The organism is Acinetobacter gandensis, from assembly GCF_001678755.1.
GTDB classification, from domain to species: Bacteria; Pseudomonadota; Gammaproteobacteria; order Pseudomonadales; family Moraxellaceae; genus Acinetobacter; species Acinetobacter gandensis.
Window position 1 is genome coordinate 198,512 of record NZ_LZDS01000029.1, and the last position, 21,433, is coordinate 219,944.

Here is a 21,433-nt window from a genome sequence, read left to right on the forward strand (position 1 = left end):
CTATGATGCGACAATAATTAATTGCGATTAAGCATACTTGGTTAATGAGACAAATGAAGCAACAGTTTAAATTCAATCCTTTAGCGACTGCGATCTTAACCCTTCTTTGTGGTAGCTCTTTACCAAGCTATGCAGCGTCTGTTTCTACCGCTTCCACGGAAGATGATACTGAACAGTTGAAGCAGACAATTGCCGAAGCCTACCCGGGTCAGCAGTTCTTTGAACAATATTATGTTGATAAATCTGCCCCAGAAGCCCAAATCCGAAATACCAATCAACTTAGCTCTGCATTTTGTACTGGAACATGGATTACACCTGTAGCTCCAACCACCAAAGCTGTTGCCCCAGAAGATGCAACCTCTACCATTACCGCAGACTATGGTCATTTTGACCCGAATGGCGATTCCATTCTTGAAGGTAATGTTCTGATTGACCAAGAAGGTCGTCAAATACGTGCAGATCAAATCAAAATTGATAAAACGCAGACTTATGCAAATGCAACAGGCCGTGTACAAATGGCTCAGTCTGGTTTAATTTCACAAAGCGATTCGATTGACTACAACTTAAAAACGCAACAAGGCGACTTAAATAACAGTTTCTTCATCGCAGAAGAACAACATGCACATGGTCGCGCAGAAAAAATCGCACGCACTTCAACAGATACACTTGAATTAGAAAACGCAGAATATACAACTTGCCCGCCGGATGAGAAGCCAACTTGGAAAATCCAAGCGGATAAAATCAAACTTAATCAAGAAACTGGCCGCGGTGAAACCAAAGGTACAACTTTATACGTAAAAGATGTACCTGTGATGGCCGTGCCATATTTCAATTTCCCGATTGATGATCGCCGAACCACAGGTATTTTAACCCCAAGTTTTGGCTTTACCAATGATGGTGGTTTTGAACTTGCAGTTCCAGTTTATTTAAACTTAGCACCAAATTATGATGCCACAGTTACACCGCGCTATATCGCAGATCGTGGCCCGATGCTTGAAGGTGAATTCCGCTATCTCAGCAAAAACTTTGGCTCGGGGATGATTTTTGGTGGCTATTTAGCTGGTGACCAAAAATATGACGACCAAGATCGTAAAGATTTACACTTTCTACATAACTGGAAAATTAACGATCAATTCAGCACAAATCTCGAATACAACTATGCATCCGATAAAGACTATTTCTCAGATCTCAATAATAATCCAAACTCAAAAACTGACCTAAACTTACGCCGTGCATGGGAACTTAATTATAAAAATGGTATCCCCGGCTTAAAAGCACAGCTTAAAGTTGAGGACTTCCAAACTTTAGATAAAACAGTCAGCGATGAAGATCGTCCATATGCGCGCTTACCGCAATTTTTATTAAATTACAAAACTGGTAATCCGCTAGGCTTACAATATGAGTTTAATAACGATACTGCTTATTTCAAGAAAAACTTACGTAATAACAATATCCCTGTAAGCAATGACGAATCACCAATGTACGAGCCAAGCGGTGCACGTATTTACAATGATTTTAGTGTTCGCTATAACTACCGCACACCTTGGTCTTTCGTCATTCCAGAAGCCACAATTCGTAATGTAAACACAATTTATGATCAAGATACGGTTAATGCACAAAACATTAGCTCGTCTAATGAAAGTAAATCTGTCGTAGTTCCTCAGTTTACGCTTGATGCTGGCCTGGTCATGGAACGTGAAGGTCGATACCTACAAACCTTAACACCACGATTCTTCTATGCTTATTCACCATATAAGAACCAAGAAACTAATCCTAACTTTGATTCAACTACTGCATCTATTAACTATGATCAGTTGTTTAGCCCACGTCGTTTCTATGGAAATGACCGTCTAGAAGACAACAATTTTGCATCATTAGGCCTAAGTTACAGCATATTTGATGATGTTGGTTTGGAGCGCTTAAAAGCTAGCGTAGGTCAAAGCTTCTATTTTGAAGATCGTCGTGTCACTTTGAACAATGTCACCGACAAATTTGATAACGAACGTCACACTGGCCCTGTTGTGAGCTTATCGAGCCAGTTATCTGATCGTATCAGTGTCAATGCGAATTCAGCTTGGATGGCAAATGGCGATAATGCTCAGCGCGATATCCAAATGTATTATGCAGGTGATAAAGGTAATCTTTATAACGTCGGTTATTTCTATCGCAAAGACATTCCAAACCGTCAAGATAGTTATGACCAAGCAGTTGCTTCATTTATTCAACCCATCCATAACAACTGGCGTATTATCGGGCATGCACAATACGATTTAGACAATAGCATTGCGCGCGAATATCTATTGGGTGTGAACTATGAATCATGCTGTTGGGGTGTTTCAGTATACGGACGTTCATATTTTAATGATTTGGATGATGTAACATCTTCTGATGTAAAACCTAAACGTGCCATTATGGCTGAATTCACACTTAAAGGTTTAGGTGGATTCAACAATAAATTAACCTCTTTACTTGAAAACCGTGTTTTAGGTTTTAACAATATTAATCAATCTTGGACAGAACGTTAATGAAGACAGAACAGTTAAAACAAATTTTTAAAGCAACAGCATTAGCACTTTGTCTTTCTGCTTCAATGCCGACTTTCGCTGATGCACAACCTAAAGATGAAATTGTAGCTGTTGTAGATAATAGCGTTATTTTACGTAGTGATTTAGATCAAAGCATTGCAGAGATTACACATCAACTTCAATCAAAAAAACAGACTGTTCCTCCGATTGAATATTTACAGCAACAAGCACTTGAACAACTTATTACACGTCAAGCTCAACTTGAACAAGTAAAACGCTATAACGTAAAAGCAGATGAAAAATCTCTCAATGAAGCAGTTTTAAAAGTTGCAAAAGATTCAGGTTCTGCAAGCCTTGAAGCATTTCAACAAAAACTAGATGCAATAGCACCAAACACCTACTCTTCGTTACGCGCTCGTATTGCTGAAGATATTGCACTGCAACGTCTACGCCAACAACTTGTGACATCACGTATTCAAATTAGTGATCAAGACGTTAAAAACTTTTTAAGCTCACCACAAGGCCAAGCTGCGCTTGGCAATCAAGTTCACGTCTTACACGTTCGTATTTCTGGTGGTGAAAATGCTGTAAAAATTGCTGAGGATGTACGTAAAGAACTTGCAACTAGCAATGATGCTAAAGCAATTAGTACTAAATTCAGCACCAAAGATACTAAAGTAGATGCAGCAGATATGGGCTTCCGTAGCTTATCTGATATTCCAGACGAGCTTGCAGCGCGTGTTTCACCATTACAAGTTGGACAAACGACAGAATTGATTTCTGTACGCGATGGTGTTCATGTTCTAAAATTAATTGAACGCAAAGCATCAGATCAAAAAGCCATTGTTCCGCAATTTCAAACGCGTCATATTTTAATTCAACCATCAGAGGTTGTTAGCCCTGAAAATGCGAAGCAAATGATTGACAGCTTATACACACGTCTACAAAAAGGTGAAGATTTTGCTGTTATTGCCTCAACTTTCTCAAATGACCCTGGTTCTGCGGCAAATGGTGGTAGCTTAGGTTGGGTGAGCCCTGGGGTTATGGTTCCTGAATTCGAAGCAAAAATGAAAGAAACACCTAAAGGCGAAATCAGCAAACCATTTCAATCGCAGTTTGGTTGGCATATCCTACAAGTGACTGACACACGCCAACAAGACATGACACAAGAGGTTCAAGAGCGTATGGCGCGCCAACTCTTAGGTGAGCGTCAATTTGATACCGAGCTTGACAGCTGGTTACGTGAAATTCGAAACAATGCTTTTGTAGATATTAAAGACCCTGCTCTACAACGTAAATCGAAATAATACATAAAATAAAACCAGCCTAGGCTGGTTTTATTACGTCTCATTTTTACTAAAATTTAAAATATTTTTAGTCATTATTTCTAACAATAAAAAAAGCCTCCCGATCGGGAGGCTCTTAATGACTCAATTAACGATTGTTGTTTTCGTCGTCTTGAGCATCATCAAATTTAGTTTCGCTTTCAAAACCAGCATTTTGACCACCGAAGCCACCTTGAGCACCGAAGCCACCTTGAGCACCGAAGCCACCTTGAGCACCGAAGCCACCTTGACCACCAAAGCCACCTTGGCCACCGAAACCACCTTGACCACCGAAGCCACCTTGTTGACCACCGAAGCCACCTTGTTGACCGCCGAAGCCGCCTTGTTGACCACCGAAGCCGCCTTGTTGACCACCGAAGCCAGCTGCACCTTGTGCACCAGCAGGAGCGCCAGCTGGACGTGGGTTACGTGCAGGAACTACAGTTGAAATCGCATGTTTGTAAACCATTTGGCTTACTGTATTTTTCAAAAGAACTACATATTGGTCAAATGACTCAATATGACCTTGCAATTTAATACCATTTACAAGAAAGATAGAAACTGGAATACGTTCTTTACGGAGAGAATTTAAGAACGGATCTTGTAAAGTTTGACCTTTAGACATGTTATAACTCCAAAAAATAATAAAAATCAGCGCAAAAACTACCTTTATTTTTCAATTAAAAATTATCAAAAAGGTAGTCCCTAAATTTTGCTTTATCCGTAGCAGTTTCGCAAGTCTTCTTGAGCCTGCTTCGCTGTTAAATATGTAGTAAATTTATGCGTTTCTTGCAAAGATCTTAACCAAGTATATTGACGTTTTGCAAGTTGTCGTGTCGCAAATAGAGCCTTATCCTCCATTTCACGCTGTTTTTCGCTACTTAGATCACTATTTCTTAAAAAATCTAATGCTTGACGGTAACCAACTGATCGCATAGCGGGCAAATTTTCATCTAAATCGTATTTTTCAATTAGCCCTTTCACTTCATTTAAAAATCCAATTTCCCACATTATTTTTAAACGTTGTGCTATCCGCCCGTGTAATTCTAAACGGTCAGGCAGTAAAGCGTAATTATGAAAATTGTAACGGTAAGGTAAATTTTTAGGCTGTTCAGCTTGTAATTTTGTAATAGGTTGTCCGGTCAATTTATAAACTTCCAACGCACGAATAATACGCTGCTTATCACTGACTTTAAACTTTTCACCTGCTAAGGGATCTACACTACACAATTCAGCATAAACAGCATCCCACCCCTCACACTCACCTTTCTCTTCAATTTCTGCACGCACAGCGTAATCAGCACTGGGTAAGTTGGATGACAATCCCTCAAGTAAAGCCTTGTAATACAACATCGTCCCACCAACTAAAATTGGGGTTTTACCGCGAGCATGCATATCATCAATTAATACACATGCATCCTCAACAAAATTGGCTGCCGAATACACTTCTAAAGGACTAATAATATCAATTAAATGATGCGGATATTGCTCCAGCTCGGCTTTAGTAGGCTTGGCTGTACCAATATCCATATCTTGATAAACGAGTGCTGAATCAACGGATATTAATTCAAAATTTCCACGCTCAAAGAGTTCACATGCCAGCGCGGTTTTCCCACTTGCAGTTGGTCCCATAAGATTGATGACCGGCAATTGATTTGACATGTACAACTACTCTCCTCGAGCAAAAAGTTTATCAAGCTGAGCCAATGGGAAAGCACGCCAAGTTGGGCGTCCATGGTTACATTGACTGGCAAATTCGGTTTGTTCCATCTGACGTAATAATGCATTCATTTCAGACAGGCTTAAAATACGGTGTGCTCGTACAGCACCATGACAGGCCATACCCGCTAAAATTTGGTCACGTTTTTGTAGCAATCCTGCCACTTGATCAGTTGGATCTAAATCATTTAATAATTCTGGAATCAACGCATCAAAATCAGCCTTATGTAAAATGGCAGGTACGCCACGAACGATCACCTGCTCATCGCCATATTGATCAATTTCAAGTCCTAAGCGTGCTAATTGATCTTTCAGCTCATCTACACGCATGGCTTGCATACGACTAATGCTAACTACTTTAGGAATAAGCAATTGTTGTGAAGTCCAAAATTCTGGTTTATCCCACGCTGTTTTCATTTGTTGCAATACAATACGCTCATGTGCAGCATGCATATCAACAATAATCAAACCTTCAGTATTCTGCGCCAGAATATAAATACCGTGCAGCTGCGCAATCGCAATACCAAGCGGATGCTCATCCACTTTCTGTTGAATATGGGCTTGCATGGACTGCTCGACATCAATAGCCGTATCTGATGTTTGACGTAAGGGTGCTAAATAGCTCTGTAATGCGTTATTTAGCTGTTTTGATCCATTATATGAAGCAACATAGCCATTTGTATTTATTGAACCTGTAGATGGGTGTTGCGCAGCAGAATAGCCATACGCAGCCACTTGTTCAGCCGATTCAGCATAATTCACCCCAGTGGGTGAGCTAAAATCGGTTAATCCACCCGCACTATCAGGATTAACAAAATTTGCAGCAGTTTGTGTTACAGCTTCAATATTTTGATGTAATTGAAATTGTTCTTGATGCCTTGGTTGCGCAATCAAATTTTCTTGAGCTTGGGGTTCAAGCTTCATGGCACTAGAAAGTTCGGCTGTCGCAGTTTGGAATTGCGCTAAAGTCGATTTAGCATAATGACGCACAAATTCATGGACTTCACGTTGGTTTAAAAAGCGAATTTCATGCTTGGTTGGATGCACGTTTACATCAATATTTTCAGGATCAACCTCCATAAACAGCAAGTACGCTGCATGTTGATGTCCATGTAAAATACCGTCATACGCCATGCGTAGCGCATGTGAAACCGTCTTGTCTTTCACAATACGACCATTTACATAAACATATTGCATATCGGCTTGTGCGCGTGCATCCGAGGGATGGCCTAGCCAACCGCTTAAGCGCATGTTGACGCTATCTGCATCAATCCAGTACGCATTTTCGGTAAACTGACGACCTAACAACTGTTGTACACGCTGAAAACGTAACGCCCCACTATCTGCTACAGGCAGATTTAATTTAATGCTATTGTTGTGCTCTAAAACAAAACGAATATCAAAGTGTGTCAGCGCTAAACGACGGACAATTTCTTCAATATGTCCAAATTCAGTGCCCTGTTTTTTGAGAAATTTACGACGTGCTGGTACATTAAAAAATAAATCCTGTACCCGAATCGTTGTGCCTCTTTGTGCAGCAACAGGTTGAATCTCTTGATGATCAAAAGCAGTACCATTAACTTCAACCTGATAGCCAACACCATCTTCATTTTGACTACTAGTCAACGTCAACCGTGATACCGCAGCAATGGATGCCAAGGCTTCACCACGAAAGCCTAAACTCACAATCGCATGTAAGTCTTCTGCACTTTGGATTTTACTAGTCGCATGACGCATAACGGCCAAAGGGAGGTCTTCATGATGAATCCCCCGACCATTGTCAATAATTTCAATCAGTGTGCTACCGCCTTGCTCAACACGAATAATTAATTCTGTTGATCCTGCATCAATGGCATTTTCAAGTAATTCTTTGACCACAGATGCAGGGCGTTCAATCACTTCACCCGCAGCAATTTGGTTGGCTAGAGCAGGATCAAGGGTACGAATTCGGCGGGCACTGATGTCATTCAGCATGGTTGAATTTTTGCTCCAAAGCATTTTGCAAGGTTTCAGATGATGATGTTAATGTCGCCCTACGCGACATTTCATCTTCTGATTTTTCAATATTTATCACTAAATCGGCAGCTGGAATTTCGTCTCCACCTTTTGAAGGCCATTCAAATAAGAAAAGTGCATTCGGTGTTTCTAAGTAATCACGAATACCCATCAATTCAAGTTCATAAGGGTCATTTAAACGATACAAGTCAAAATGAAAAATATCTTTACCTTGAATATTGTAAGGCTCAACCAATGTATAGGTTGGACTTTTGACTGCGCCTTGATGACCCATTTGCTGTAAAAAATAACGGCTTAAAGTGGTCTTACCAGCCCCCAAGTCACCAATAAGGTAAATCACGCCCGTGGTAAAATGCGTCGACAGTACGGTAGCTAAGTTTTGGGTATCGACTTCACTATTTAAGTCCAAACTGAATGAATACTGCATATTACTCACAACATGTACATAAGAATTAAATATGATAGCATCGCGTTGCATGAAAATCATATGTCCTCACTTTGCTTTGGACATTTTTCACTACAACTAACCACCATCACTCAGATAGTTTAAAAGCTCTTGATGCAAAGCAACAATTTCACACCACCTATGATGAATGGCGTTAGTGCCAGCAAAGTTTTTCTAGACACAAACAAAGCAATTACAGCAACTGTTTTTGAATATTTATGTCAGCAATTTCAACACATTTCAGCTGATGAATGGACACAACGCTTTGCAGATGGTTTGGTCTATGATGCTGCAGGTGAAAAACTGCATATTCAGAGTCCATATATGGCAAATACACATGTGTTTTACTATCGTTTTTTAGCGCATGAAATCCATGTTCCTTTTGAACATCAAATCATCTTTGAAAATGAACACCTATTAGTGGTAGATAAACCACATTTTTTAACCATGAGTCCAACAGGGCAATATGTACAAGAAACCTTATTGGTTCGCCTTAAAAATCAAACACAAAATGAAGGTTTAACCCCTATTCATCGTTTGGATCGTGAAACAGCAGGCGTGGTGCTTTTTTCAAAGCGGGTAGAAACCCGTGGTGCCTATCAACAAATGTTTGCCAGCCGTGAAGTACAAAAAACCTATCATGCGATTGCGGCTTATCGAAGTGAACTCACATTTCCAATGACAACTAAACTACGTATGGAAAAAGGAAAACCCTTCTATACCATGCAAGTCATGGCGGGTGAAGCCAATAGCGAAACCCACATTGAACTAATTGAATATCATGGGCAATGGGCAAAATACAGATTAAAGCCACATACAGGTAAACAACATCAACTTCGGGTACATCTCAACGCGTTGAATATTCCAATTAAAAATGATCCATTTTATCCGCAGGTTGCACATAAACCAGATGATGATTTCAGCCACCCTTTGCAACTGCTCGCGAAAGAAATACAGTTTATAGATCCTGTGACACAGCAATCATTTCATTTCTGCTCTGCGCGTGAATTGACACTGTAATCTAGTTGTCATTACATTTTATTGATAAAATACTTCCAAAGAATATTGAATTTATAGTATTTTTGATTAGAATAAATGCGAAAAGTTAAGTAATTTAAAGCTTTCTAAAAATATGAGAAAAACTGAAGTCTACCAAATCCGCCTCGATTCTCAGGAAAAGAAGCAAGCATTTGCCGTATTTAAACAATTGGGGATTACACCTGCCCAAGCCGTACGCCTATTTTTCAAACAGGTGGTTTTAACTAAATCCATCCCCTTCTCTATTGAAAATCAAAATATCAATATTGAACAGCTGATTAAATTACGTAAATTAAAACAGCAAGAATCACTGGCGTTATCGACCACTGAGATTAGCCATGCTGAATTAGAAATTCTAAAAAATGATCCTTTGCTTGATGATGATCATTTAGATTTATTTGAAGAATTAAATGCCATTTTGGGTGAAAGTGACAAAACTTAACACTGTCGCATTTATAAACAATTTATAAATCAACCAATTCCAAAATTTCGATATGCTTCATGCAAGACTATAAAAATAGCATGGAGTATATAAATAATGATTGTTCGACGTGCCACTGATGCAGATCTCATTCCCCTTGCTGTTCTTTTCGATGAATATCGACAATTTTATGGCTCATCTTCAAATCTCGATTTATCTTCGCATTTTTTAAAGCAACGTTTTGAAAATAATCAAAGTGTTATTTTTATTTGTTTAAAAGATGAAACGATTACCGGTTTTGTTCTGCTGTATTTAGGTTTTTCTTCCGCTGCTTGCTCGACTTATTATATTTTAGATGATGTCTATGTCAGCCCAGTTTTTCGTCGCCAAGGCTCTGCGCGCCAACTCATCGATACTGCGGTATTATTTGCCCAGCATGAAAATGCATTAAGAATTAGTCTTGAAACACAAAAAAATAATTATCACTCACATCAGCTTTATGAATCCATGGGCTTTGTTAAAGATGATGAATTTCAAACCTATCATTATTTTATTCGCTAAATTCTTTCACCAACATTTTTTAATTCTTAAACACGACTTATAGTTACTTTTAGTAAGCTAATTACCAAATAAAATCAACCTTATACCGCATCGGCTTTCTTATTTAAATGATTCCAAAAATCAGATTTGTATAAGAAAGCCCTTTTCAAATTGACAGATACTTTGAAATTACAGAGCACGAAACTTGGACTGTTCAATTTGCTCGGCGGTTAAATACATCCATTCACCTTCATCTAAGCCGTCCAAGCTTAGTTGTCCTACTTTCGCCCGATGTAGCTGTTCAACTTTATTGCCAACAGCGGCGAGCATACGTTTTACCTGATGATATACACCTTGGTGTACCGTCATTTCCAATTGATGTTCAGCCAATATTTTTACACCTGTGGCTACAAACACACCGCTTTCATTCCGCAGTTCTACCCCGTGTTCTAACTGCTCAACTTGAGCCATCGTCACCGCATCCGCCGTGTGCATTTGATAAACCTTGGGCACATGCTTTTTTGGATGTGTAAGTGCCTGCAAATATTGACCATCATCTGTTAATAGCAATAGCCCTGTCGTATCCTGATCAAGACGCCCAACACATTGCAAGCCACGATTTAGCAATACCTCATCAAAAAGCTCAAATACACTAAAATGGTGTGTAGCCTGATGCGAACACTCATAGCCTTTTGGTTTATTTAATGCAATGTACACATGTTCCCGATAAGTATATTCATGCCCATACACTGAAAAAACTAAGTCTTTTAAATCAAGTTTTTGTTTTGGATTGGTTATCACTTCCGAATTAATTTCAATCGCACCGTTTTTAATTATTTGCTGACAATATTTACGAGAACCAAAACCTTGTGACTGCAGCATTTTTTCCAAAAACATAAACGGAACTCAATTGAAATTTCAGACTGACATTTTACCTTGTTTCAGCTTAGATAAGTTGCTGTTTGAACCGATTGTTGAATGCTTTAACTTTCTAGCGATAAAATTGGGGTAAAATAATGATCAAATTTAATTTCTCTCCCCAATCAACATGTCCCAATTAGACTTAAACTTAATCGTGCTTATCGTATTATTGGCATGCGGTATTTTCAGTCACAACACAGCCATTACTATCGCTGCTGGTGTACTTATCGTATTTCGTATTACACCGTTGAGTGAATTTTTCCCGTACTTACAGCAATACGGTCTAAACATCGGCATTATTATTTTAACCATTGGCGTTTTAACGCCTATCGCCAGCGGAAAAATTCCAGGGGATTCAATTCTAAAATCTTTTCTCAGTTGGAAATCAATTTTGGCCATTGCAATTGGTGTCTTTGTTGCATGGCTCGGTGGCCGTGGTGTTAAACTTATGTCAAACTCACCTGATATCGTTGCTGGCCTTTTAATCGGAACTGTAGCAGGTGTCGCAATGCTGCGTGGCGTACCTGTTGGCCCATTGATTGCAGCTGGGATTTTGTCCCTATTGATCGGGATTAAACCTTAATTTTAAATAAAGCACACTGAATAGATATGCAGCAGAATTACAATCTGCCGCAATGACCTTATAACGATTTAAATAAACGTCGACTTAATAAAATACCGACTCCAGATAAACTTGCCATAATGACACCCGCCCAAACCCAAGTCTGAGTTTGATCTACAGTCAATGCTATCACGGGAGGTAACAAGAACTGAGAAATTGCTGAACATTGTAAAACCAAACCAACTGTCGTACTGATTGCAGCTTGATATGGTGCAAAATGGATCGCCTGTGCAAAGACAATCGCTGCAACCAATCCACCGAATAAAGAAAAGCTAAACACGCTCAAATATTGCAGAATAAATGGCAACTGATCTTTAAAAAGATAGAAACTTAGTGAACATAAAATGAGAACACCAAATCCAACTTGGACTAAAGTTTTAGCTTGAAAACCTCGCTGTAACATCAACCCACAGCCAAATGTGCCAACGGCATTTGCAATAGCAACACTCGCTGTTAAAGCTCCAGCCAACTGTGCAGAAATATTATTCTGTACATAAATTGTCGGTAAAAATCCAACAAGTGCAAACCATTGCCCTGCATAAGTACCAAAAATAAGTGCTAACAACCAGGCCGAAGGATGCTTGAGTGTATGCTTGATTAATGTAAGGACTGAAACTGAGGCCAATTGCTGACTTGGATTTGGTACGAGCCATGCAATAATCAGCATCAATACAAAAGTTAATCCTGCGAAACTAAGCCATACAGCTTGCCAACCAAATTGCGCGATAACAAATGGTGCAACCAATAAAGCAATCCCCATTCCGCCGCCCATGTAAGAACTCCACAGCCCCATCTTGCTACTGATTTGCTCTAAAGGAACTAACTGACGAATAAATGCTGGGCCAGTCAAAGTCACAAGTAAAAAGCCAAAGCCTTCAATGACCCGTAAAATCAGTAACAGGCTTACACTTTGGGCAAAGCTACCAATTGCACTCGCAGCTACTAATAATGCCAAACCTAGCATAATACAGCGCTTAAAGCCTAATCTTTGAGTATAGCTACCAATAAGCAAGGCAAAGCACATTCCAGCGCCTTGTACCAAGGACAGCAATAAACCTGATTGAATGAGACTGATCCCCAACTGTTGCTGGAGCACTGGAATTGCAGGTGGTAATTTTCCAATATGCATTGCCGCAACAAATCCAGCAATGATTATGAGGAGATCTTTAGACAGCCATTTCATGGTAAGCAAACAAACACGGTAAACTTACCAATCAGCTTAACAAGACAATAAAATTATTTTAGTCGTAAAATCAATAAGCTAATATTTAAATCAAATATTTGAATGATCGTTAATTTGTTTACGCACGCGCTTATTGGCATACATTTTCAAATCTGCAAATTCAACCAATTGATCTATAGACTGTGCATCTTCTGGGAACAAAGCCAGGCCGACACTGGCACCAATTTTTAAACTGATTTTTTCAAAGATAAAAGGTAAACCACAATGCTCTGCGATACGATTCATCGCTGCTTGAGCACGTTCGTGATTGGCAATATTGGTTAAAATTACCGCAAACTCATCACCACCTAAACGTGCCACCAAATCATCTTGGCGCGTTTCACTGAGTATTCGCTGCGCAATTTCTTTTAATGCTGCATCACCAATACGATGTCCAAATTGATCATTAATCGGTTTAAGACCATCCATGTCAATCATCAAGATACCTAGGACTTTATTTTCTTGGCGTGCTTTCACAACACCTTGACGTAAAAAGTCGACAAACAACGCACGATTTGCCAAACCGGTTAAACTGTCTTGGGTTGCGAGTTTATATAATTCTTTAGCACCAAAACGAGTAGCATGATACATGGCAGCAGCAATTAGTCAGACATTAAACTGAGTATATGCAAATCTTCTTGTTTAAATGCATCTACCTGCTCAGAATAGATTTTAAGTACACCGACAGCCTCATCACAGTGCAGCAAAGGTACAACCGCCATAGAACGCAAGCCTACGCGGCGACATGCTTCACGATCAACCCGTGTATCATTCTCAGAATCTTTACAGTATAACGTTTGCTTTTGCTCAATACACATACCAGACAAGCTATTCTGAACATGTAAGCGTAATCCCAGTAAATGGCTCGCACCATTCGATACAGCACGATAAACCATATCACCATCTTCAGCCAGCTCAACAACTGCCCCTTTTGCATGAGTAATGGCCTACGCTTGCTCAGCAACAACTGTCATGACTGCATTTAAATCTAAACCTAACTTTGCTATGGCAGTCTGCGTCTGAATTACAGACATCAGTTGACTTGGAGTGGGTTCAATTGGTTTAGACATTATATTGCTCAGACAAACAGCAGATGAATGGGAGTTAGCAAATTTTAAAAACTATTCTTTCACTTGTATAGCCAAGAGCACATGACTTTACAGCCGTTACATAAAAAAGCGTCAACTCATAAGTATAAAATATAGATTTAGCGCTTTAGAGACTGCGTGAATCTATAATCAATATGAACGATAGATAGAAATAAATTGGCCCTAGTTTGATTTTAAAGCATAGATTTGGCTTCGCATGGTCTCTCCATTTTCTAGCATCACCATGACATTCACACGCTCATATTCAGCACCTTCAAATTCATCTAATGCAGCCCAATGTTGTTCTAGATGCACGGAACTAAATACATATCCATGTACTTGATCTTTCTGTGATGATAAGCGGATACCTGGGCTTCCCATCGCTGCACCCCAGCCTTCATTGATAATTCACCAAGCACATAGCCTTTTTGCCATGTCCCACCAATCGCTTCCATCACATGTGCATTTGGTTGCCCTAAACGTAACGTGCCATAAACAAAGAGATGTTGCATCTTACTGACCTTCTGTTCTTATGAAGTATAGTAATGATTGCGCTTTTGCGAAAACTTCGCGAGCTGCTTTAAGAAACCTTCAAAATAACTTTTTTCAGTTTCTTCAGTGCGATAGCCAGCATAAAGCGTTCGACGTAACCCTTGTGGAGATACACAGTCTAAACGACGTGAAGTCACCCAACCTTTTTGTTCATATTCATTAACTACCCAATCTGGCAATGCCGCAATACCACGTCCACTCGCAACCAATTGAATCAACATCTGTGTTAAATCTGTGGTTCGCACTTGTTTAGGTAAAATATTCGCTGGAATAAATAGTTTTGCCATAATATCCAAACGATGCTTATCGACTGGATAAGTGATCAGTGTTTCTTCTGCTAACTCTTGTACCGTGATATGTGGTACTCGAACCAGTGGATGAGTATTAGAAAGAACCAAACGTGATTCATATTCAAAAATTGGGAAATATTCGATTCCTTTCAAACTGATTGGATCGGCTGTAATCAGTAAATCAAATTCGCCTGTTTGTAAAAGCTCATGCGGATTAGATTCAAAACCTGATGCAAAATCCAGATCAACATCCGGATATTGCTGACGATAGACATTCAGTAATGGCATTAACCAATCAAAACAACTGTGACATTCCGAAGAAAAAATAATCCGCCCCGTTTGACCATGCACAATACGTGTAATGTCTGATTGAGCAATTTGTACTTGCGGCAAAATATCATCTGCTAAGCGCAACAAACGTTGCCCAACATTTGAAAATGTCACTGGGCGTGTACGACGGTTCACCACTTCAACACCATACCAATGATCTAATTCTTTCAATTGATGTGAAATAGCAGAAGGTGTTAAACACAAATCATTGGAAGCCGCCACTAATGAGCCGTGTTCTCTTAGGGCAAGCATGGTTTTGAGATGACGTAGTTCCAACATGAAGATAATCTCGTATATAGCAGCAATGCTTTAAAATTTTATATATTCAGCAAAGCATAAATGAATTTATCTCATTTTATCATTTTTTAAATCAATTTTATTCAATATTTAAATTAAGTGAGAGTTAAATCATCACTTCAACTTCTTTTGCATAAATTTTCTTTTAAATTAAAAAAGCCAGATATCTTTCATCTGGCTTTTTAGCTTTAAGTTTATTAATGACAAAAGCATTTATTCGACAAATAAGAGCGCCAATCGCACCTGATCATATCCCATACGAGGACTGGTTAATTCCACAATTGGGCGCAATTTAATTGTGCCATCATCATTGTAGTGTGCTGGATCTTGACGCTTATTCAAGCGTTTATAAATTTTGCGAACTTGTTCAACCACATCCTCACCAGGATGCGCAATTGAAATATCCAAACCTTGTTCTTTTTGCAAACGAGCTAAATGATTAATAATCGTCGCAGGTGTTAAGCCACGTTCCACAGCAATATCTTGAATTTCATAACCGTCTTCAAACAATTCTCGCGTTTGATCAAGGGTAGCTGTAGCAAAACTTTGCTTTGTACCAGATTTGGCTAATTTCTTTTCATTGCGCTCAATTTCCGTTTCATTCAACGTACCACCACAATGGCGAATAAAGGCTTTGTGTTGAAGAGTCAAATCCGTATCAATGAAATTACTTTCAGCTTCATCTGACAATTCCTGAAAACGCTTATCTGCCTTAATCGCGAGACTATCTAACTCTAATGCCTGCTCATTAAAACCAAGTAAACGTAAGCCTTCGAGTGTTTTTAAACGTGATAAAGCTACATAGCCCTGACCATTTTCAAAAGTATGACTCAGGTTAATTTCAGCTGCTTCTAATGTCATACCTTGAGATTTATGAATGGTGATTGCCCAGGCCAAACGCAGTGGAATTTGCTGAAAACTCGCAATCGTTTTCCCATCATCATTATCGACCGACCAAATTTCAGGCTCAACCACTAAGGTTGTGCCATCCGTTAGTTTTACTTTCGGTAAAATGCCATATTCATCATCTTCCTCAAAGCCAACCACTTCCCCCAAACTGCCGTTGATATAGCCCACATCAAAGTTGTTTTTAACAAACATGACTTTGGCATTTTTCTTAAGCGTTAAGGTTTCGGGTGCACGGACAGATGATTTTAAAGTTTCTATTAGCTTATCATTCCCATCGCACTGCGCATCAAACTGTTTTGATTCTTGGTCAATTTCATTAAGATGCTTAAAGTTAATACTGTCGACGTCCATGTTATGGGTATATAAACGCGTAAAGGTTTCACCAATATCTTGACTGCGCGTTTGTTGTAAGGCTTGTATATGATTGTCGTTAATTTGCTGGGCACGAATCGCATTTAGAATATCATTGAGATAATCATTACCTTGTCGATGCTGCTCAGTTAAGTAGCAAACACGAAATTTTGCTTCAACCCAAGCTTCTGACATAAAGCAAAACTTATCGCGGTTACGCTCTCCATTGCGACCAACAGGCGGTAACTGAAAGAAATCCCCTGCCACAATCACTTGAATACCACCAAAGGCATCGTCACTTTCTTTAAAAAATTTTAGGACTTTATTGACCAAATTAAGTTGCTTCGCATGCAACATCGAAATTTCATCAATAATCAAAACTTGCGCATTTTCTAAATGTTCTTTTAAGTACTTGCGTTCTTTTAGGCGTTTTAGTTCATCTTCAGAGATTGCATCTTTAATGCCAATCCCTGCCCATGTGTGAATAGTCATACCATTCATATGTGTCGCAGCAATGCCTGTCGAAGCGGTAATAGCCACGGTGACTTTGCGTGCTTTAAGATAGTTAATATATTGATTAAGCGTATAAGTCTTACCTGCACCAGCCGAACCTGTTAAGAATACATTTTCGCCTGCTTTGAGTAGCTTGAGTGCAGTTTCCTGTTTCATAAGACCTATAACCATAAAAGAACGGCTATAGCCTAACGATTTTTGCCACAAAAGTTAAGCTCACTTGGCTAAATGCTTTGCTAAGGCTTCTTATTTTTGTTTAATACTATTGAACCACTGAATAAATTTCTTTGCGACTTCAATCACTTCAGGAGATGCTGGTGTGTTATCAGGATATTCCAACTGATCAAAGATCAATTCATGCTGCTGAATGGCACATCCGAGTGTCATATGTTGCTGTGTTTCAAGTTGGCTTACATGAAAAGCAACATATTCCCCCTCTACAATTTTGTTGCTATAACTCATAGCTAAACAATGTCGATAGCGTTTTGACTCCTCAATAATACGGGTGATAGAGCTCAGCTCTTCAAACGCCCACCCTTCAAAAACCAAAATCGACTGTGGACTCAAAGATGGCCAAATGATTGTGTCATATTCTTTTTTTAATTTATTGATAATTTCTTGTTTTTGAATAGTGTCATGCCATCGTACTGCTTGATGAAACAATCCCTTCCAACTAATATTTTTTGCTATATATTGCCCTGTAAAGACCGCACTTATATAGTCGCGGACATAGGCATCAAATACTGTGACACGCGTATGATTGGATTTTAAATAAAACAATTGTCGAAAATCATGTAATTGAATTTTATGATGATGTAATTGGTTTATAAAATCCCGATTTTCTTGCAATTCTACACGTATATAAGGAACAAGTGCTGTAGGAAGTGTAACTATACATTCATTTAAATAGAGCATATACGCTTGCATCATACGACTAAGTGGCTGATAGACTTTTTTAATCGCTAAATCGTTCAAACCAACACTTTGCCGCATGAATAACAACCATTCATCTAGATATAAAATAGACGGGCTAATAGCAATACGATGATCATCTGTCTTATTTTGTCTATCTTTTAAAATAAATTGCGTATTTTCTTTAGCTTCGAACCAGCCTTGATCTAAAGCTTGTGCAAAACAACGCTGGATAAACAGCTTAACAGCTATGAATTGAAAATATTGCAAAGTCGACAAAATAACTGTGGGATGAATGCGACTGGTATCCACAAAACTCAAGGCTGTCATCGCAACACGTACACTACTATGTTGAAAATGTTGACTGAGCCAATCAGAAACTAAAGCAGGCTGTTTGAATAACCATTTCACTGCCCGCTTACTGTCGAGTATCGGTAATTTTCCAACTTTCTTTTGCCATACTGAATTGTGATTTAAAAAATGCGCTTGCGAAAGTAAATCCTGCTTATGCCAAGCATCGCGTTGCATTAACCGTATAAATCCCAATAGATTAGGTCGCTCATGTGAATGATCCATTAATAAAATAATGTCATCTACATGTTCATTCAATTCATTTAAATTAAATCGCTCTGGATAAGCCAGTGTCATAATACGATGGAAATCAGCATCTAAAAATTGCGCTGCTGAAAAGCAAAACTCATCATAACTATCCATTAAGGATTGAATGCTTAATAATGTCGGATCATCTAAATAACTCAAGCAAAACATCTGCTGAAATAGTGTCACTACCTGTTTTGGAATAGGTTGTTTCGTTTGAACATAATCACGCATCACATCATGTTGATAGCAGTTCTGCTTCATCATCAATTGATCAATAATTTTTGCTTGCACCACACTCATCTGCGATATGAAATTCGATATGCGCTCAGCCCCATCTAGCCACACATATACATGCTCAAAAATTAAAGTCCGTAATTGCTGAGCTTTATTACGCAAAAAAAGTGAATGCTGCGGCTTTAAATCACCTGTTAGAAAATAAATATCATGAAAAAAAAAGTCTTCAAGCGCTTCAAACTGCGGATATTGACTGTAAAAAGAAGCTATTTTTATGGGTTTAATTGGACTTCGAGGAAATTGAGCACTCAAAGATTTTGTGCTTTGAAATTGAATCTCGCAACAACCATTTAACACACTTACTTTATGTGCAGTGGAATCAATTTTAAAAAGATTTTGTGCATTAATGGCACCCACAATCGCCAACTGCTCTTGATAAAGTTGTTCTAAAACAGGTGAAATACGAATAATTTGCAGAGCAGTTTCTTGTAAATGTTGTTCTCGTTGCGGCTTTGCACTGTTCCCCTTCATTTCCGCACCCAATGACCTTGATTATTTTTCAAGCTCATAATATATGCTGCTGAAATAGATTGAGCCAGTGATTTAGATCAATGGTATTAAAATGCTTGAAAACTCAACATGACGCAGAAGAAAAGTTTTTAATATTATTTGGAAGAATGATGTTGCGCGCGAACCTGTTTCAAATTGGCTAATGCGGCATATATATCGAGTTGTAGTTGTTCACGGTACAGTTTTAATTCATCAATGCTTTGAATATGCTTCAGACTCTGTCTAGGCATAAATTGAAAATAGAAAGGAATTCTTTTCGGGATAATTCGTTTTGGCAAAGATGGGATCACATCACCATGGCGCAATAATTGATCAAGTTTTTCTATTTTTAAAAGTTGCTTAAACCAACGATTTTCCACAATAGCACTGGCATCAAAACCCAATTCAAAAACTTCATCACCACCTAACGCAGCAAAAGGCACAATGTCATAATCAAACTCTTGAGCCAGTTTTAAGAAGCCGTAACGCTGCTTCCAAATCAATTGATAAGCTTCACCTTTACGTTTTAATACTTCACGACCACCGCCAGGAAAAACCAAGATTGAATAACCTTGTTGCATCACGGATCGTACATAGTCTTGAATACCTCGCACGGCACCAAACTTTTTCACCATGCCACGCCATCCAGGCAAATAAAAATGGCTATGATCAGCAATACTAACCACAGCCACTTTATGTTCATTGTAGAGATAATCAATAATTAATGGTGAATCTAGAACCCCATAAATCGTGTGATTTCCTACATACATTGCAGGTTTAGATGCATCAATATATTCCGCGCCTAAAAATGTCGGTGTGAAATACATACGGGATAAAACGCTTAAACGCTTTATCCACTTTGCATCGTGCTCAACCTGCAACGTTATTCCTTATGCAGCGTCGTGCTTTTGCACAAGTACAGAACCGACTGAGTAGCCTGCACCGAATGAGCAAAGAACACCGTATTCACCATCGTTTACTTCGTTTGCTGTACGGTGTAATGCAATGATTACCCCAGCAGATGAAGTATTGGCAAATTCATCAAGAATGATTGGCACTAGATCTGGTTGCGCATGTTCTTTGCCCACAACCAATTTTAGAATCAATTCATTCATGCTGGCATTGGCTTGGTGTAACCAGAAGCGTTTCACATCTGTCGCAGCAATCTTATTGTCTTCAAGTTGCTTGGTGATCATTTTCGCAACCAATGGACAAACTTCTTTAAATACTTTACGACCGTCTTGACGGAAACGGTTATTGTCAATGTCAGCATCTACTTCGCTTAGGTTTAAGTAACCGAAGTTGTTGCGAATGTTGTTTGAAAATTGAGTGAACAGATCGATATCTAAAACTTCAAAGCCTGCTTTGGTTTCAGTTTCTTCAATGATTGATGCAGTTGCAACATCACCAAAGATGAAATGGCAGTCACGTAGACGGAAATCCGTATGACCAGAAGTAATCTCTACATTCACCAATAAAACACGACGTGCGCCTGCTTTGATCGCATCGTAGGCTTGTTTAATACCAAACGTTGCCGCAGAACATGCCACGTTCATATCGTAAGCATAACCTTGGATACCCAACGCAGTTTGAATTTCGATTGAAACGGCTGGATATGCACGTTGTATGTTAGAGCATGACAAGATCACAACATCGATGTCTTCAGCAGTCACACCCGCATTTTCCATCGCTTGCTTTGCAGCAGCTACGCCCCATTCCGCTTGAATAGACAATTCATCATTTGAACGTTCATGCAATACTGGACGTAAACGTTTTGGATCTAAAATACCGCTTTTTTCAGCAACATAACGTGCTTTTACGCCAGATGCTTTTTCAATAAATTCTGCACTTGAACCACGACGTGCTTCTAACTCGCCTGCTTCAATTTTTTCAGCGTTATCGCTGTTATACTGTTCCACATAAGCATTTAAAGCTTCAACTAACTCTTCGTTAGTAATTACGTCTTCTGGATGATAAAGACCTGTACCCGTAATGCGGATGCCCATGTAAAACT

The 21,433-nt window shown here is 39.0% G+C and carries 17 protein-coding genes and 2 pseudogenes; 6 read left to right on the forward strand and 13 right to left on the reverse strand.

Annotation, left to right across the window (positions count from 1 at the left end; translation table 11 throughout):
• Positions 1 to 53 precede the first annotated feature (53 nt).
• Positions 54 to 2,525, forward strand: a complete 2,472-nt coding sequence (locus tag A9J31_RS14510) for an LPS-assembly protein LptD (protein WP_067767627.1) — start codon at positions 54 to 56, stop codon at positions 2,523 to 2,525.
• Positions 2,525 to 3,832 carry a peptidylprolyl isomerase gene (locus A9J31_RS14515; protein WP_067767542.1) on the forward strand — a complete coding sequence of 436 codons (1,308 nt, stop codon included), beginning with the start codon at positions 2,525 to 2,527 and terminating at the stop codon, positions 3,830 to 3,832. The genes A9J31_RS14510 and A9J31_RS14515 overlap by 1 nt, the downstream gene beginning before the upstream one ends.
• A 127-nt stretch (positions 3,833 to 3,959) precedes the next feature.
• Here the strand turns inward: A9J31_RS14515 and hfq are convergent, their stop codons facing one another.
• From hfq to tsaE, 4 genes are all read right to left on the reverse strand, one after another.
• On the reverse strand, positions 3,960 to 4,475 hold the full coding sequence (gene hfq, locus A9J31_RS14520; RefSeq protein ID WP_067767545.1) for an RNA chaperone Hfq: 516 nt from the start codon (positions 4,473 to 4,475) through the stop codon (positions 3,960 to 3,962).
• A 92-nt stretch (positions 4,476 to 4,567) separates the two neighbouring features.
• Positions 4,568 to 5,512, reverse strand: coding sequence for a tRNA (adenosine(37)-N6)-dimethylallyltransferase MiaA (gene miaA, locus A9J31_RS14525; protein WP_067767548.1), 945 nt, complete (start codon positions 5,510 to 5,512; stop codon positions 4,568 to 4,570).
• A gap of 6 nt (positions 5,513 to 5,518) precedes the next feature.
• Complete coding sequence (gene mutL / locus A9J31_RS14530) at positions 5,519 to 7,543, reverse strand: DNA mismatch repair endonuclease MutL (protein ID WP_067767551.1); 2,025 nt, start codon at positions 7,541 to 7,543, stop codon at positions 5,519 to 5,521.
• Positions 7,533 to 8,012 (reverse strand): tRNA (adenosine(37)-N6)-threonylcarbamoyltransferase complex ATPase subunit type 1 TsaE, encoded by a 480-nt coding sequence (gene tsaE, locus A9J31_RS14535; RefSeq protein WP_067767630.1) that lies wholly within the window; start codon positions 8,010 to 8,012, stop codon positions 7,533 to 7,535. Before tsaE ends, mutL begins: the two co-directional genes overlap by 11 nt.
• 132 nt (positions 8,013 to 8,144) lie before the next feature.
• Here tsaE and A9J31_RS14540 point away from each other — a divergent pair, with 132 nt between their 5' ends.
• From A9J31_RS14540 to A9J31_RS14550, 3 genes are all read left to right on the forward strand, one after another.
• Positions 8,145 to 9,050, forward strand: a complete 906-nt coding sequence (locus A9J31_RS14540; protein WP_067767554.1) for an RluA family pseudouridine synthase — start codon at positions 8,145 to 8,147, stop codon at positions 9,048 to 9,050.
• A gap of 112 nt (positions 9,051 to 9,162) precedes the next feature.
• Positions 9,163 to 9,510 (forward strand): type II toxin-antitoxin system RelB/DinJ family antitoxin, encoded by a 348-nt coding sequence (locus tag A9J31_RS14545; RefSeq protein WP_067767557.1) that lies wholly within the window; start codon positions 9,163 to 9,165, stop codon positions 9,508 to 9,510.
• Between the two features lie 96 nt (positions 9,511 to 9,606).
• Positions 9,607 to 10,050: a GNAT family N-acetyltransferase gene (locus tag A9J31_RS14550; protein WP_067767559.1), complete on the forward strand. Its 444-nt coding sequence runs from the start codon at positions 9,607 to 9,609 to the stop codon at positions 10,048 to 10,050.
• Positions 10,051 to 10,218: 168 nt separating this feature from the next.
• On the opposite strand, the gene A9J31_RS14555 is transcribed toward A9J31_RS14550, so the two are convergent.
• Entirely contained in the window at positions 10,219 to 10,926 is a 708-nt protein-coding gene (locus A9J31_RS14555; protein WP_067767562.1) for a pseudouridine synthase, read from the reverse strand.
• Positions 10,927 to 11,077: 151 nt separating this feature from the next.
• Between A9J31_RS14555 and A9J31_RS14560 the strand changes: the two genes are divergently transcribed.
• Positions 11,078 to 11,533, forward strand: a complete 456-nt coding sequence (locus A9J31_RS14560) for a DUF441 domain-containing protein (protein WP_067767565.1) — start codon at positions 11,078 to 11,080, stop codon at positions 11,531 to 11,533.
• Positions 11,534 to 11,591: 58 nt separating this feature from the next.
• Here A9J31_RS14560 and A9J31_RS14565 read toward each other — a convergent pair whose 3' ends face one another.
• From A9J31_RS14565 to A9J31_RS14600, 8 genes and pseudogenes are all read right to left on the reverse strand, one after another.
• Positions 11,592 to 12,755 (reverse strand): MFS transporter, encoded by a 1,164-nt coding sequence (locus tag A9J31_RS14565; protein WP_067767568.1) that lies wholly within the window; start codon positions 12,753 to 12,755, stop codon positions 11,592 to 11,594.
• Between the two features lie 90 nt (positions 12,756 to 12,845).
• Positions 12,846 to 13,864: pseudogene (locus A9J31_RS14570) on the reverse strand (GAF domain-containing protein).
• A 201-nt stretch (positions 13,865 to 14,065) separates the two neighbouring features.
• Positions 14,066 to 14,394, reverse strand: a pseudogene (locus A9J31_RS14575) (gamma-glutamylcyclotransferase family protein).
• Positions 14,395 to 14,412: 18 nt separating this feature from the next.
• Positions 14,413 to 15,333, reverse strand: coding sequence for a LysR family transcriptional regulator (locus tag A9J31_RS14580; protein WP_067767570.1), 921 nt, complete (start codon positions 15,331 to 15,333; stop codon positions 14,413 to 14,415).
• 231 nt (positions 15,334 to 15,564) lie between these two features.
• On the reverse strand, positions 15,565 to 17,280 hold the full coding sequence (locus A9J31_RS14585; RefSeq protein WP_067767573.1) for an AAA family ATPase: 1,716 nt from the start codon (positions 17,278 to 17,280) through the stop codon (positions 15,565 to 15,567).
• A gap of 90 nt (positions 17,281 to 17,370) precedes the next feature.
• Positions 17,371 to 19,401 carry a hypothetical protein gene (locus tag A9J31_RS14590; RefSeq protein ID WP_067767576.1) on the reverse strand — a complete coding sequence of 677 codons (2,031 nt, stop codon included), beginning with the start codon at positions 19,399 to 19,401 and terminating at the stop codon, positions 17,371 to 17,373.
• A gap of 134 nt (positions 19,402 to 19,535) precedes the next feature.
• Positions 19,536 to 20,300 (reverse strand): 1-acyl-sn-glycerol-3-phosphate acyltransferase, encoded by a 765-nt coding sequence (locus A9J31_RS14595; RefSeq protein WP_067767579.1) that lies wholly within the window; start codon positions 20,298 to 20,300, stop codon positions 19,536 to 19,538.
• 9 nt (positions 20,301 to 20,309) lie between these two features.
• Positions 20,310 to 21,425: a beta-ketoacyl-ACP synthase III gene (locus tag A9J31_RS14600; protein ID WP_067767582.1), complete on the reverse strand. Its 1,116-nt coding sequence runs from the start codon at positions 21,423 to 21,425 to the stop codon at positions 20,310 to 20,312.
• Positions 21,426 to 21,433 lie beyond the last annotated feature (8 nt).

What these genes read in the sequence shown, in the direction of transcription:
- A9J31_RS14560 (WP_067767565.1), top strand. Translation starts at nt 11,078, where the DNA reads ATGTCCCAATTAGACTTAAACTTAATCGTGCTTATCGTATTATTGGCA.
- A9J31_RS14545 (WP_067767557.1), top strand. Translation starts at nt 9,163, where the DNA reads ATGAGAAAAACTGAAGTCTACCAAATCCGCCTCGATTCTCAGGAAAAG.
- A9J31_RS14600 (WP_067767582.1), bottom strand. Translation starts at nt 21,425, where the DNA reads ATGGGCATCCGCATTACGGGTACAGGTCTTTATCATCCAGAAGACGTA.
- hfq (WP_067767545.1), bottom strand. Translation starts at nt 4,475, where the DNA reads ATGTCTAAAGGTCAAACTTTACAAGATCCGTTCTTAAATTCTCTCCGT.
- A9J31_RS14510 (WP_067767627.1), top strand. Translation starts at nt 54, where the DNA reads ATGAAGCAACAGTTTAAATTCAATCCTTTAGCGACTGCGATCTTAACC.
- A9J31_RS14515 (WP_067767542.1), top strand. Translation starts at nt 2,525, where the DNA reads ATGAAGACAGAACAGTTAAAACAAATTTTTAAAGCAACAGCATTAGCA.
- mutL (WP_067767551.1), bottom strand. Translation starts at nt 7,543, where the DNA reads ATGCTGAATGACATCAGTGCCCGCCGAATTCGTACCCTTGATCCTGCT.
- A9J31_RS14565 (WP_067767568.1), bottom strand. Translation starts at nt 12,755, where the DNA reads ATGAAATGGCTGTCTAAAGATCTCCTCATAATCATTGCTGGATTTGTT.
- A9J31_RS14550 (WP_067767559.1), top strand. Translation starts at nt 9,607, where the DNA reads ATGATTGTTCGACGTGCCACTGATGCAGATCTCATTCCCCTTGCTGTT.
- A9J31_RS14580 (WP_067767570.1), bottom strand. Translation starts at nt 15,333, where the DNA reads ATGTTGGAACTACGTCATCTCAAAACCATGCTTGCCCTAAGAGAACAC.
- miaA (WP_067767548.1), bottom strand. Translation starts at nt 5,512, where the DNA reads ATGTCAAATCAATTGCCGGTCATCAATCTTATGGGACCAACTGCAAGT.
- A9J31_RS14585 (WP_067767573.1), bottom strand. Translation starts at nt 17,280, where the DNA reads ATGAAACAGGAAACTGCACTCAAGCTACTCAAAGCAGGCGAAAATGTA.
- A9J31_RS14590 (WP_067767576.1), bottom strand. Translation starts at nt 19,401, where the DNA reads ATGAAGGGGAACAGTGCAAAGCCGCAACGAGAACAACATTTACAAGAA.
- A9J31_RS14555 (WP_067767562.1), bottom strand. Translation starts at nt 10,926, where the DNA reads ATGTTTTTGGAAAAAATGCTGCAGTCACAAGGTTTTGGTTCTCGTAAA.
- A9J31_RS14540 (WP_067767554.1), top strand. Translation starts at nt 8,145, where the DNA reads ATGCAAAGCAACAATTTCACACCACCTATGATGAATGGCGTTAGTGCC.
- tsaE (WP_067767630.1), bottom strand. Translation starts at nt 8,012, where the DNA reads ATGCAGTATTCATTCAGTTTGGACTTAAATAGTGAAGTCGATACCCAA.